10 protein-coding genes are annotated in these 13514 nt (G+C 52.2%); 6 read left to right on the forward strand and 4 right to left on the reverse strand.

The features are described 5' to 3' along the window. The first annotated feature begins 787 nt into the window (after positions 1 to 787). The 5 genes from IEX86_RS16375 (at position 788) to IEX86_RS16395 (ending at position 8560) form a co-directional block, all read left to right on the forward strand. Positions 788 to 1942, forward strand: a complete 1155-nt coding sequence (locus tag IEX86_RS16375) for a mandelate racemase family protein (RefSeq protein WP_188867205.1) — start codon at positions 788 to 790, stop codon at positions 1940 to 1942. 550 nt (positions 1943 to 2492) lie between these two features. Then, the gene (locus tag IEX86_RS16380) at positions 2493 to 3182 is read left to right on the forward strand and encodes an oligogalacturonate-specific porin KdgM family protein (RefSeq protein WP_188867289.1); all 690 of its coding nucleotides are present in this window, start codon (positions 2493 to 2495) and stop codon (positions 3180 to 3182) included. 421 nt (positions 3183 to 3603) lie between these two features. After that, a complete protein-coding gene (locus IEX86_RS16385) occupies positions 3604 to 5391 on the forward strand; it encodes a sodium:solute symporter family protein (RefSeq protein ID WP_188867206.1) in 1788 nt (595 codons plus the stop codon). A gap of 132 nt (positions 5392 to 5523) precedes the next feature. Continuing rightward, positions 5524 to 7254 (forward strand): sodium:solute symporter family transporter, encoded by a 1731-nt coding sequence (locus IEX86_RS16390; RefSeq protein ID WP_188867207.1) that lies wholly within the window; start codon positions 5524 to 5526, stop codon positions 7252 to 7254. Positions 7255 to 7393: 139 nt separating this feature from the next. After that, the gene (locus IEX86_RS16395; protein WP_188867208.1) at positions 7394 to 8560 is read left to right on the forward strand and encodes an oligogalacturonate lyase family protein; all 1167 of its coding nucleotides are present in this window, start codon (positions 7394 to 7396) and stop codon (positions 8558 to 8560) included. 46 nt (positions 8561 to 8606) lie between these two features. Here IEX86_RS16395 and IEX86_RS16400 read toward each other — a convergent pair whose 3' ends face one another. After that, entirely contained in the window at positions 8607 to 9341 is a 735-nt protein-coding gene (locus IEX86_RS16400; protein WP_188867209.1) for a FadR/GntR family transcriptional regulator, read from the reverse strand. A gap of 331 nt (positions 9342 to 9672) precedes the next feature. Between IEX86_RS16400 and IEX86_RS16405 the strand changes: the two genes are divergently transcribed. After that, complete coding sequence (locus IEX86_RS16405) at positions 9673 to 10644, forward strand: dienelactone hydrolase family protein (protein WP_188867210.1); 972 nt, start codon at positions 9673 to 9675, stop codon at positions 10642 to 10644. Positions 10645 to 10683: 39 nt separating this feature from the next. On the opposite strand, the gene IEX86_RS16410 is transcribed toward IEX86_RS16405, so the two are convergent. From IEX86_RS16410 to IEX86_RS16420, 3 genes are all read right to left on the reverse strand, one after another. After that, positions 10684 to 11244 (reverse strand): DedA family protein, encoded by a 561-nt coding sequence (locus IEX86_RS16410; RefSeq protein ID WP_188867211.1) that lies wholly within the window; start codon positions 11242 to 11244, stop codon positions 10684 to 10686. A gap of 526 nt (positions 11245 to 11770) precedes the next feature. Beyond that, positions 11771 to 12406, reverse strand: coding sequence for a DUF6348 family protein (locus IEX86_RS16415; protein ID WP_188867212.1), 636 nt, complete (start codon positions 12404 to 12406; stop codon positions 11771 to 11773). A gap of 819 nt (positions 12407 to 13225) precedes the next feature. Continuing rightward, the gene (locus IEX86_RS16420; RefSeq protein WP_188867213.1) at positions 13226 to 13471 is read right to left on the reverse strand and encodes a hypothetical protein; all 246 of its coding nucleotides are present in this window, start codon (positions 13469 to 13471) and stop codon (positions 13226 to 13228) included. Positions 13472 to 13514 lie beyond the last annotated feature (43 nt).

Below are 13514 nucleotides of genomic sequence, written 5' to 3' on the forward strand. Positions count from 1 at the left end.
GCAAATGAAATTAGGTAGCGCTATCTTATCGGCAACCTACAGGTTTGCTTGAGTGGACAAGGCACACTTTCTCTTTAGGCCCGTAACGCATCAGCCGAATGACAGGTCGGGTCAAATCGACATGAAATACTCGTACAGGCAAAAAGAGTCAGGTTCGGATCAAGAGGTGACAAGACATCGTCTGGAGAAACGCCACTACAGTGCTTCAGGTGTAGCGGGTGCATCACATGACGTTCATCCGGGACGCCTAATGAAACGTGTCCAGTAGAATATCGGTAAAATGCCGCGACGGAAAGTCACACCTTAAAGTTCCGGTCAATAAGACTAAAGTTTAATGTCGCCTCGGCGTTGGGCTGGCCAATATCGTTTGCCCTTCGATCTGCTTTTGTTAGTGTTGCGTCAGTCGTTGGAATGCGTCATCCCCCTAAGACCTGTCCAACTCGATCTGCTTTATCCTCACAGTTACCTGGCTAGCGCTTACTTCTTTGCGTAGTAAGACAACTTCGCTGTGCTTTAAGAAATTTCTCGACTGGTCAGTCATCTCTTTTCGAGCCTCAGTAACAAATTTTATTTGAGCCCCTCGCTGTCTATTTCAGGCTAATTTTTTGGCTATAAGCACCATGTTAGAGCGCTTTGTCTGCTCTTTTGGCGCTGTTTTTCCCTAGTTCATTAAGGGTTGTAACCTTCTTGACAAAAAAACTGGCAGGAAAAATACTGTATCACGTGGTATGACGACATACCGGAAATTGCTCAAAAAAGAACAATACTCAGGGACAGTCTTCCTCTTATGAATATCTCCCGTGTCAGTGTCGACGTGTTTTCCTTTCCTACTCGCCGCGCCGTCGATAGCGCAGGGCATTCCCATCCGGGAGATGAAGTCCAGGCTCGCATGGCGTTGTTAAAGATCACTACAGAAGATGGTTGCGAAGGATACGCCTTCGGCGCTCCAGAATTGCTCCGCCCCTATATTATCGACAACTTTGTACGCAAGGTTCTGATTGGGCAGAATGCTCTGGACCGTGAGCGCCTGTGGCAGGATCTGGCACATTGGCAGCGGGGGAGCGCGGGTCAGCTTACTGATCGCAGCCTTGCCCTGGTCGAGCAAGCCCTTTGGGACTGGGCTGGTCGCAAGTTCCAAGTTCCGGTCTACAAGCTGCTGGGTGGCTACCGGGATAAGGTTTTAGCCTATGGTTCAACCATGTGTGGCGATGACCTGCCTGACGGTCTGTCCACGCCTGACGAATACGCACGTTTTGCTGAAAAGCTGGTAGCCCGCGGTTATAAAGGCATCAAGCTACATACCTGGATGCCACCGATCTCCTTTGCTCCCGATGCAAAGATGGATGTAAAGGCTTGCGCCGCTGTGCGCGAAGCAGTAGGGCCGGATATCGCGCTGATGCTTGACGGCTATCACTGGTACAACCGTACCGATGCTCTTTACATCGGGCGTGAAATCGAGAAGCTGGACTTCGCCTGGTTCGAAGAACCCATGATGGAAGAGTCGGCAGAATCCTATGCCTGGCTGGCCGAAAATCTCACCATTCCTGTGCTGGGGCCGGAAAGCCTGGGTGGCAAGTACCACAGTCGTGCAGCTTGGGTGAGCGGTAAGTCCTGCGATATTTTACGCGCTGGAGTAGCCGGCGTGGGCGGTATCGGCCCTTGTGTAAAGGTCGCACACCTGGCCGAGGCGTTTGGGTTGGATTGTGAAGTTCACGGTAATGGCGCACCTAACCTGGCGGTTGTAGGTGGGATCAAGAACTGCTCCTGGTACGAGCGCGGCCTGCTACACCCCTTCCTGGAGTACGACGACGTACCTGCATACCTTAATAGCATCGTTGACCCAATGGATAAGGAGGGTTACGTCCATTTGCCTAACCGTCCCGGTTTGGGTGAGGACATCAACTTCGCCTACATCGAGGCCAACACTGTAAGTCAGCACTGATCCACGGTTTCGCCTGGGCTGGTCATGCCCAGGCAGGTCTTGAACAATTATAAGAATGGACTGAGCTATGAACTTGAAAACTTTTTACACCGCACATGTCCCGTCTACGCTTCTGGCCCGTAATGTTTGTCGAAAACCAGACACAGGCAACCTGGGAGCGCTTACAACCGTTACTTGCCTTCATGCTCAGTCTCCTTGGCACATTGCTTCCATAAGGCGCTGTATTGGTGGCCAGGCTGTTCAGCCGCCGGCCTCCCACGCGTATTCTTCTTTTGTTTTGCCATTACCTCTGGCGATGACCGGTCGATGTAATGGTCGGCGCGGCAGGACCAAAAGTTCTGCCTGAACGCCGCGGCGGTAGGCTTTGCTTGCCGTTACGCGTGTTATCCGTCTGAACCACCCGTTCCGCTGAATAGCTCAAATAGAGCTGACCGCCCGTGAAAGCCGGGCTGTTACCGCCTGAGCCTGTTCAATCTCTCTGTTGGTTATTAACAAGAATAAGATCATGAAGATAACAATAAAGACGCTAGCTGTTGCGACCTCTCTGGGAATGACCGTTTTGGCAGGCAATGTCCAGGCCGCTGATTCGGGGTATATCAACTACCGGCACCAGTATCTGGAAGACTCAAAACTTCACTCTGACCGCGTGCTGCTCGGTATACGTCTGGAAAATGGCCTCGGTTTCGAAGGGGAACTGAAGTACAAGACTGGCGGCAGCCGCAAGGACGTCGCGTTTGATAACACCGTAGGCGATGGCCATGAATTTACAGCAGATTATCGGTACTCCCTTAATCCTCAATGGACGATTGCACCCTTTATAAGTTTGGTTGCGGTAGAAAACGCAACGACTTATCGAACCGGCGCGCGTCTGGGTTACAAGGTAAACAATCAATGGACGATCAGCGGCCGCTATCGTTACGAGGCTCGCAAGCTGGATCGCAATCAGGTCGACGCATCCGTGCCTGATAGAGCCAAGCGTGACCAGCATGTACATCGCTTTGATGGCTGGCTGGGCTATGCTCCGGGCGGGAAATTATCGTACGAATACAACCTGGTTTATTTCAAAGCGGACTATACCCGTTACGACGGCAAGAAAAGCGATTACGAACAAAACCTCGCCTTTAAATACAAGTGGGACAAGCGCTGGCAGCCCTTTGTTGAGCTGGGTGATGTGAAAGTCAACTCCACCGACAGTGATCGCCAGCTACGTATGCGCGTGGGTGTGCATTACAGCTTTTAACAGGCAGTAAGTATCCGGTCGAAGTACAGATGAAGTGATAGGAAAGTATATATAAATTTATAGACTTTCAAGCTGCTCACTTCATTTGTCTTCATTCTTGTATCTGAAACAACAAGAACATTATTTCAGAACAACGAAGTTATGTTCTCTTTTATTCGGTGAATAATATGAGAATTGATAAAGTTAGGAAGCTAGAGAGAGTGTTTTACTCTGCTTCTGATATATCTGGATTGATATTAAAGGCACCGCTATGTGCTTATCTTACAATAGGCAATAGTTATAAAGAGCGGGACAAAACATCTGTTTTAGCACGCCGGAAGGCGGGCTCTTTTCAATGGATGCGAGCCAGGCCGTTTCAACATTTTCTGTATCCCCTCTGATGTGTTTCCGGCCAGTAGCGCCAATATTGTGAGAAAACGCTATGAACATAGATATGTTGGTGGTGGCAGGCTATTTCTTGCTGATGATTATCATCAGCCTTGCCTTCAAGAAAATGGCTAATAAGTCGGCAAGCGACTATTTTCGGGGCGGCGGTCGAATGCTGTGGTGGATGGTAGGTGCCACGGCATTCATGACGCAGTTTTCAGCCTGGACATTTACAGGGGCAGCAGGTAAAGCCTTCAATGATGGTTTGGCAGTGACCTTTGTTTTCCTTGGGAACATCTTTGCCTATGCCATTTCCTATTGGTGGTTCAGCCATCGCTTCCGCCAGATGCGTGTCGATACGCCTACCGAGGGTATCAAGATGCGTTTCGGCAAGACGAATGAGCAGTTTTTTACCTGGGCCATTATCCCGCTAAGTGTGCTTAACGGCGGTGTCTGGCTAAATGGTCTGGCGATCTTTGTCGGAGCCGTATTTGGCTATGATATGGCGACCACCATATGGATCACTGGTATTTCTGTACTGCTTATCTCGCTATTGAGCGGGGCGTGGGGCGTGGTTGCCAGTGACTTTGTTCAGACCTTGGTCGTTGCCGTCATCTCTGTGGCCAGCGCCATTGTTGCCTTGGTTGCCGTAGGTGGCCCTTCTGAAATGATTGCCCGATTCCCAACCAATTTCGTAATGGGACCGGACATGAATTATGGCCTGCTGCTGATAGGCTCGTTCCTGTTCTTTCTGGTCAAGCAGCTACAAAGCATCAACAACATGCAGGACTCCTACCGCTTCCTCAATGCGAAGGATTCTGATAACGCACGCAAGGCGTCCCTGCTTGCCCTGGCACTGATGGTGGGTGGAACGCTGATTTGGTTCATCCCGCCCTGGGCAACCGCTGTTCTGTATCCGGATGCTCCGCTGGCGCATGCTGAGCTGGGCAATAAAGCCAGTGATGCCGTTTATCTGGTGTTCGCAGAGCGCTTGATGCCGGTAGGCACAATAGGACTTCTGGTTGCGGGTTTGTTTGCTGCTACCATGTCTTCGATGGACTCCGCCCTGTGCCGTAACGCCGGTATTTTCGTACGGAGCTTTTGGGCACCTGTGGTGTGCCGTAACAAGCCTCTCAGCGAGAAAAAGCTGTTGCACGTCAGCCAGATTGCCACGATTGTGAACGGTATTCTGGTTATCCTCATTGCTCAGCTCTTTGCTCAGCTCAAGGGCCTAAGCCTGTTCGAGCTGATGATGCGTGTTGCTACGTTGCTTCAGTCTCCCATCCTGGTGCCGCTGTTTTTCGGCATGTTCATTCGCAAAACGCCAAGGTGGGCCGCCTGGGGTACTGTTGCTTTCGGCATGCTCGTTTCCTGGCTGGTGATGAATGTGTTCACTGCACAATGGTGTGCCAGTTTGTTTGGTGTAACGCTGACTGCACGTGAACTTTCTGAGCTGACAACTACTATTACGGTTGCGGCCCATCTGTTTCTAACAGGCGGCTTCTTCTGTGCTACTACCTTGTTCTACAAGGAAGAGGCATTTACCTCAGAAGAAAAACAGCAAACGGCTCAGTTCTTCAAGGATATTGAAACACCTGTCATCGCCGAAAGCGACCAGGATGTGTATGACCGGTTACAGCGCAGCAAGCTGGGTCAAATTACCTTGATGATGGGGGCGGGTTTGATGCTGATGGTATTGGTACCCAACCCTCTTTGGGGGCGGCTCCTGTTTGCAGGCTGTGCCATTTCCATTCTGGTGTGTGGCTACTTGCTCAAGCGCAGCGCTAATGTGGAAGGGAGTCTAGAGACGCTCCAGACGCGATTGACCGAGCGGCCATCCTGAGGCCAATCTGCTCTAGTACCGGTGCCCGAATAGGGCACCGGTTTATGCGTTCGACAGTTCCTTCCACGTTATCTCTCACAGTATGCCTCAGCCTGCCTGCTTCATCGTTACGTTGGCATCAAGGCTCAAAGAATGACCTCACTTGACCTGATAGTGGTTGCGGTATACCTGGTGTTTATTATTGTGGCGGCCGCATGTTTTCGCCGCTACGCACAAAGCAGTAGCCAATTCATCAATGGCGGTGGCTCTATGCCCTGGTGGATGGCTGGATCCACTGCCTTCATGACGCAGTTCAGCGCCTGGACCTTTACCGGGGCGGCGGGGAAGGCATTTACAGATGGGTTTCCGGTTCTGGTGCTGTTTTGGGGCAACGCCCTGGGATTTTTTATCGCCTGTGTTTTCTTTGCGGCCCGCTACCGCAAGCTCAGGGTAGAGACCTCGATGCAGGTCATTGCTCTACGCTTTGGCAAGCCGACCGAGCAATTATTCACTTGGCTGCAGTTCCCACTTTCAACCCTTACCGCCGCTATATGGCTCAATGGGCTGGCGTATATTCTTTCCTCGATGACAGGTTTTGGCATGGTGCCAACCCTATTGGTCACCGGTACGGTCATCACGTTTATTTCGGCCAGTGGGGGGGCGTGGACGGTCAATGCGACCAATGTCATTCAACTTGTCCTGATCCTGGCCATTACCCTGGTCACCGGTTGCTTTGCGCTATACGTCGGTGGTGGACCAGGCAATATTATCGAGCGGTTTCCAGTAGATTTCTGGCAGGGGCATGACATAAGCCTTTGGGAGATCCTGCTGTTCTGGATCGCCATGATCCTGATGCAACAGGTAGTTTCGACCAACAACGCGATTACCTGTTATCGCTTTCTGGTTACCCGAAACGAGCATGAGGCGCGCCGGGCTGCGTTTTTGGCAGGCATTCTATTTGTAGTCGGCCCTGTCCTGTGGTTCATCCCTCCCTGGGTTGCAGCCTTGCAGGGTGCGGATCTTGCTGCGGAGTATCCTCAGCTGGGCGAGCAGGCCGGTAATGCGGCTTATCTGTACTTCGTTCAACATGCGATGCCGGCCGGTACAGTCGGGCTCACGCTGGCGGCCATGGTGGCCGCGACGATTGCTCCAATGAGTACCGCGCTCAATCGCAATGCCGGCATTTTTATCCGCAACGTCTATCAACGCCCCAGGCACAGTGAGTCCCACCTGCTGGCTATGGGCCGCTGGATAACACTGCTTAATGGCGTTCTGGCCACCCTGACGGCCTGGTGGATGGCCGAGCAGGAAGGGGTTGGGTTCTTTGAGTTGGCAATGATGGTCAGCTCCATGTTTCTGCTGCCCCTTTCCATTCCTGCGATGCTGGCCGTCATCGTACGGCGTACGCCAGATTGGGCTGGCTGGAGCACCGTTCTGGTCGGCGCAATGGTGTCGCTGACGTTTTATCTGGGATTCAATCCCGTGGCGCTTCCCGCATGGCTAGGTGGGCAACCCCTCACCGGGCGTGAGGCAAGTGATTTGAAGTTTGGGGCAACAGTGCTGGCACATCTGATCCTGACGGGCGGATTTTTTATAGGCACACGCATCTGGTACAGCCCTACTCAAAACACCTTGAGGCAGCAACAGCTCAAGGTGTTCTTTCGCAATATGTGTCGCCCCTTACAGCCTGACGAGATGGCCCGTGTTGACCCCGCTCAAGCCCGGAGGCTCGGCGCCTTGATAACAGGAATGGGGCTGCTCTTGTTACCGCTGCTGTTATTGGCTGAGGCACCCCAGGGGCTTTGGCTGCACGCCGCCATTGTAGGAACCGTGTTGATGTCGGGACTGGCTCTGCGGCATTGGGCAGGTAATAACAGGACATAACTGAATACAGACCTCTCAACCAGAGAGAAACATATATCAGTCATTGATTGTTTAACGTTAACAAAGATTTTAGGTGTGGATCGTTAATAACGCCTATAAGTGCTCTGATAGAGCATTATCAAAATAACAGAGGTGTGTTATGGCAAAGGGTTCTCATATTAAACTGGATTACCACACGTATATTGATGAAGGGACCGGCGCTGAAGTCATGCGCCTCACACCTGTCGATACACTGTGCCATCGCAACTATTTCTATCAGAAGTGTTTTGCCAATGATGGCCGCAAACTTTTGTTTGCAGCCGAATTCGACAGGAACCGTAATTACTATCTACTCGATATTCAGGCCAAACAGGCCATACAATTAACGGAAGGGACGGGCGATAATACTTTTGGCGGTTTTCTATCCCAGGATGATCGTTACCTGTATTACGTTAAGAATGAACGCCAATTGCGCCGTGTAGAGTTGGCGACGCTGGAAGAAACAACGGTCTACCAGGTAGCTGATGACTGGGTCGGTTACGGTACATGGGTAGCGAACAGTGCCTGCACCAGTTTGGTTGGAATCGAGATTGCCCGTTCGGACTGGACACCACTGACAGACTGGGACGTGTTTCGGACCTTTTTTACCAGTAACCCGCACTGTCGTCTGATCCGTGTTGATCTAGGAACAGGTGAAGCACGTGTGGTTCACGAGGACAAGATCTGGTTGGGGCATCCCATCTACCGTCCTTATCATGACCAAACTGTCGCCTTCTGCCACGAAGGACCCCATGACCTGGTTGATGCCCGGATGTGGTTGGTCGATGAGGACGGCTCCAATGTACGCAAGGTCCGTGAACAGAAGCCGGGGGAGAGTTGCACCCATGAATTCTGGGTGCCGGATGGCTCCGCCATGATCTATGTGATCTATCCCAAGGGGCAGCAGGCACGGCAAATCTGGCGATTTGACCCGGATACCGAAACCAACGAGATGCTGATGGAAATGCCCGCCTGTTCTCACCTCATGAGCAACGAAAACGGCACCATGCTGGTAGGCGATGGCTCCGGTACGCCGGTCGATGTGGAAGACACAAAGGGCTACACCATCGAGAACGATCCCTGGCTTTACGTCTTTGATGTAAAGCGCCAGCGACACGCACGTCTGGCTGCCCACAACAGCTCCTGGCGAGTGCTTGATGGGGATCGGCAGGTTACCCATCCTCACCCATCGTTCACGCCGGATAATCGCAAGGTATTATTCAGCTCCGATTTTGAAGGCAAGCCCGCCGTGTATCTGGCGACAGTACCCGACACGCTGTTTACCTGATCGGCGTATCCTGCCCAGCGCCTGGCTGGGCAGGAGCCAACACCCGTCACTCGTAAAGCGTATGGCGCGCCTCGTGCGCCCGGTAAAGGCGTTCACGGCTGTTGCTCAAGTGCAGGTACATGGCTGCCCGCGCAGAATCAGGGCTTTGTAGCGCAATCGCGCTGTAGATCTTTTCATGCTCCCGGTAGACCAGATCCAGATATGCCACGCGATCCCTTTGGGCCGCATAGGCCGAATTCATCTTGGTGCGTGGAATGAGCTTTGTACCCAAGTGCTTCATGATATCGAACATATACGCATTGCCTGACGCCTTGGCGATGCGTAAATGAAATTGTGAGTCGGCATGGATCGCAATACCTGTCTTCGGGCCACTGTCCTTCATGGATAGCAACGCCAGCTCAATGTCCTTGAGCTCCTGCTGGCTGCGGTTCTGCGCCGCCAGACCTGCCGCTTCGACTTCCATGCTCATGCGCAGCTCCAAGAGGCTGAGCACATCCTGCAGGGTGGAAATGGTTTCCGGCCCCAACTGCAGGGTTGGCGGAGGTGGCATGTCAACGATAAAGGTGCCGACACTACGGCGTGTTTCGACCAGGCCTGCCGCCTGAAGGCGCAAAAGCGCTTCACGCACGACACTACGGCTGAAACCTTCACTGCTGGAGATTTCCAGTTCGGAAGGCAGTTTTTCTCCCCGCTTGAAAATCCCATCGCGAATGTACTGCGATAAACGGGCAACCAGTTCTTCGGCTAGACGTTTCGGCTTTTGGGAAGGCCTGTCGATCATAAAGGGCTCATTTATTTTCTGGGCTCGATGACTTCCGCAGCAAGCATACACATTTCGGCAGACCGGCTCAGAAGAAAAGCATGCCAGGCCCTGCACCTTGGGCGTTTGCCTTGCGCAGAAGATTTTATTCGATGCGACTGAGCTTTGATGCTTGAAAGATCCATGAAGGCACGTTGGTATCAATACAATAGGCAGTGCTCCGGTATTAGCGACTTCATCGGCTGACTGACCGGTCTATTCATCCGTGTCATATGCAGTACAGGGTATAAACCTTCTGTGTTGTTTTGCTATGGTCATACTCAAGACATTAGCTATAAGCGAGACAATAACAGTGAAGCGATCTGCCCTTGCCGCTATGGCGGTGCTTGCCAGCCTGGCCGTGGATGCCCAGGCTCAGGAGCATTCGGATATTCCAGTACGCCAGGAGTTCTACGCCTATGCCTCCCAGACGCTGAGCGATACGCAGTTCCTGACCGGACAATCAGGCAGGCCCGTGACCTTGACTGCTGGCCTGAGCCTTCCTGCCGGGGACGGGCCTTTCCCGGCAGTGATCCTGCAACATGGCTCAGGTGGAATTGGTGACAATATTGCCTATTGGCAGCGCACCCTTAACCAGCAGGGGATCGCCACGTTCGTGCTTGATGGATTCACTGGCCGTGGGTTGGTCAGTACCAGCAAGGATCAAGCCCAGCTGGGACGGCTCAACTTTATTCTGGACGAATATCGAGCGCTGGCGCTTCTGGCCGAACATCCCCGTATTGATGCCTCCCGTATCGTATTGATGGGGTTCTCCCGTGGGGGGCAGGCCTCGCTGTATGCCAGTCTTGAGCGATTCCAGAAACAATGGAAAGGAGGAGAAACAAGCTTTGCGGCTTATATTGCCTTTTACCCCGACTGTTCCATTTCCTTCAAGGATGAGGACAAGGTAGCAGGCAAACCCATCCGCGTCTTTCATGGCGAGGCCGATGATTATGATCCACTGTCCCGGTGCACGCCCTACCTGGATCGCCTGGCTAAGGCTGGGGCTGACGTAAAAATATTTCCCTATCCCGACGCGCATCATGGCTTCGATAGTCCTTCTCCGCAGTCTGTACGCGTTGCTCAGGGCAGCCAGACCGTGAGGGCGTGCCAGATAGCCGAGGGCGAGCAGGGCGTGCTGGTCAATCAGGCGACAGGTGAGCCTTTCCGTTATACCGATGCCTGTGTCGCGCTTGATCCCCATGTAGGACCAAACGCGGCAGCTACCCAGCAAGCAACTGAAGATGTGCTGACGTTTTTGAAAACGGTATTGGATAAGCCTTGAAGAGGGAGCACCCAGCCCCTCGCAGGGCTGGGTGACGAATCAGGCGTGGCGGCGTCGACGGATCAGCCAGACGGTAACAATAGCCAATAAGGCGGCTGCGATAGCTACCAGCCAGAGACCGGCATGGGATTGCGTTGAAAAGAGACGCTGCACGAACTCTCCTACACCATAGCCAATGCTGACCATGATGGAAGCCCATAGGAAAGCACCGATAATGTTCAATGGAACGAAACGTCTTGCAGGGATTCCACTGGTACCAATAATGATGGGGCCAATGGTCCTGAAGCCATAGGCGAAACGTGTTCCGATCACCCATAGCGACGGATAACGCTGAATCATCTGGCGGGCGCGCTCAATGCGGTGTTGGTGCCGGTGAAATTTCTTCAGCACGGGATCGCCGTAACGCCTGCCCAGGAAAAACAGAAACTGATCGCTGATCATTGCACCAATGGCAGTCATGAGAATGGTCAGGAAAATATTCAGATAACCATGGCGGGCCGCCACGCCTGCCAGAATGGCCAGACCATCGCCTTCGATAAGCGGCCCCACCATGACGGCCAGATAGCCGTATTGGGTTATCCATTCGTTCTGTTCGAGCATGTTTCGGTCCTGATGATCCAGGTACTGTTCAAAGACAATACCGCCCAGGCGTTGGTCAGCGCGTACCAGGCCTTGTTGAGATAACGATCCGGAATTTTGACATAACCTTCTTGCGAAAAGGCAAACGATCCCTCTGCGTATCGCTATAAGAAAGAATTTCGCAAACGGGTCGCCATTTTGCCGAATGGAAGACCGGCGCCGCCAATAATGATTCCTGACCGAGCGGGCCGACCAGCAATTGCTTACGCGTGCTCCACGTGAACATGGATTGCAGGCAGAGCTGAATTAGCACACTTAAACCGATTGCCAATAAGTGACAGACCGGGTTCAAAGAGGATGCACCGGACAGCGTTGATGCCTTGGTTTAGCATTAACCCTTCAACCTGAACAAATATTACGCGTCAGGTGATTCCAGAACGGTAACGCTAAAGTTCATTCCGTACGTAAGTACCTTGGACTGCCTACCCGGCTAGCTATTACGGCTAGAGCGGCTCATCAAATAAGCTGCCCTAGCGTAAGCGGTAGGTCAAAGCGCTCGCAGTACTACGAAGTTGCGTACGCTGAAATAGCCATCGTCACGGCTCCATGGGAGCGCTTGCAATTTCGAAGCACCTTCTTCCCAGTGAACATTGTCACTTAGCGCTTCAAACCGGTGCTCCTGGTTGTAGTTGCAGAAAAACGTACGAAACCAGTGAGTACTGCCTTTCAATGGCATCTTCTGAATGGTGGTATGAAGTGACGGCACCAAATCCTCCGGCAACTCGCTGGTGCTGCCTTTGGCAGCCCGGATGCCCAGGTTGCCCACATAAGCGCGGTAGTGACGCTCATTAATCAGCCAGTTTTCAGTGGAAACGTATTCGGATGCCTCTACGTTCCAGAATGCGGCTAAAAGGACATGCAATGAATTGGCTATGAAATTCTCAAAGGCATTAGCCAGACCCTCATCGCCGTTACCAATGCCTGCAAAGATCTCTTCGACCAGTACGCCTTCCTCAACCATGACATGGATGTCCAGGCGTCCGCTCCCGTCGCCTGGATACCAGCGGGCGCGTATGGCTGGGAGCTGGTTGTTGGGGGCTATCCAGCCGTCATACACCGCACCGGTCAGGCCATGTTTTTCCAGGATGAGTTTAAGTGCATCGGTCGGGTTCAAGGTATCCATAGAAATATGCCGTCAGTAAATAAGGGTGAGCATGCCAAGTTTCCCAGGGCGTAGAACTGACGAGAGTCAATAAGCCAGGCCGCAGAACGAAACCAGATGGCGATAACGCATGGCTCGCAGAGGCGCGGATCATAGGGAGCGCAACAGCAATGAGCAATCCAAATGCCTACGCGTTATCGGATCTGGGTTCTCGCTCATCTTTTGAAACATTCACGCTCACTGTGTACGTGGTGTGATGAACTTTTTAGTGCAGCTGCTCTAGCGCAACGGAGGGGTGAGCGCCAGCCCGGCGACCGCATCATCACTACCCTTGATAATAGCGCCCAGCATTAAAGCATTTGGCCTGTTCAATTGAGGCACTTGATTGATTTCTGTTGATTAATCTCGCGGCGTTTACGTCTGCACTCCCTGCTTTGCTCCCTTATCCCTAGGAAAACGAGCCACACTTTTTGAGTTGAGAATTAATCATATGGCAATTGGCTATCAATTTGTCCAGAAATGAGAGATAAGTCCAAAAGTAAACCGTACAGTACGGTTAATTTGCTGATGCTTGTCTCTATTTCAGATGAGCCAATTGCTGTCCTCGGCTTCTCTTTTAAAACGGAAATTTAATCCAATGTTCAATGTATTACGCGGATGCCTCTCAAGGGGTTTAAGCACTACAAATAAGGCGCCCGGCAGGCGCCTTATTTATTTTGTCTGCTAGTTTCTAGTCAAGCCAGGATTTCGCCGGCGCATCTAGGCGGTAGGTAATATGCAGCCGACCTCTTAAGGTCACATCTTAAATAGGATGACCTGCTCTATCGCATCACTCTTCGATTAGGCTTTGGTTGCCTGAATGGCATCCAGTAACGCTTGGTCAGAGGTTTGCTCAAGCCATGTTTCAGGCAAGCTCAAGCGCACTGATTGTTCGCCGCCGCCAGGAGTACAGACTACGGTAACGTTACCTTCGGCATCTTTTGTAAGGGTCTTTGCAGCTTCTGCTGTTTTTCGACTACCGCCTGAGAAAGCTTCTACACAGGTCCATGTAATATTGCCTTCATCCTGAACAGTGCGTTGTTTCATGTGGTTGCTCGTTGATCGCTTATATGGCGTTACGTTATAGACG

Origin of the sequence: Pseudomonas asuensis, assembly GCF_014646755.1 — a bacterium.
GTDB lineage: Bacteria > Pseudomonadota > Gammaproteobacteria > Pseudomonadales > Pseudomonadaceae > Chryseomonas > Chryseomonas asuensis.

Excerpts from the sequence above, each read along its gene's own strand:
- IEX86_RS16375 (WP_188867205.1), top strand. The coding sequence starts at position 788 with ATGAATATCTCCCGTGTCAGTGTCGACGTGTTTTCCTTTCCTACTCGC.
- IEX86_RS16380 (WP_188867289.1), top strand. The coding sequence starts at position 2,493 with ATGACCGTTTTGGCAGGCAATGTCCAGGCCGCTGATTCGGGGTATATC.
- IEX86_RS16385 (WP_188867206.1), top strand. The coding sequence starts at position 3,604 with ATGAACATAGATATGTTGGTGGTGGCAGGCTATTTCTTGCTGATGATT.
- IEX86_RS16390 (WP_188867207.1), top strand. The coding sequence starts at position 5,524 with ATGACCTCACTTGACCTGATAGTGGTTGCGGTATACCTGGTGTTTATT.
- IEX86_RS16395 (WP_188867208.1), top strand. The coding sequence starts at position 7,394 with ATGGCAAAGGGTTCTCATATTAAACTGGATTACCACACGTATATTGAT.
- IEX86_RS16400 (WP_188867209.1), bottom strand. The coding sequence starts at position 9,341 with ATGATCGACAGGCCTTCCCAAAAGCCGAAACGTCTAGCCGAAGAACTG.
- IEX86_RS16410 (WP_188867211.1), bottom strand. The coding sequence starts at position 11,244 with ATGCTCGAACAGAACGAATGGATAACCCAATACGGCTATCTGGCCGTC.
- IEX86_RS16415 (WP_188867212.1), bottom strand. The coding sequence starts at position 12,406 with ATGGATACCTTGAACCCGACCGATGCACTTAAACTCATCCTGGAAAAA.
- IEX86_RS16420 (WP_188867213.1), bottom strand. The coding sequence starts at position 13,471 with ATGAAACAACGCACTGTTCAGGATGAAGGCAATATTACATGGACCTGT.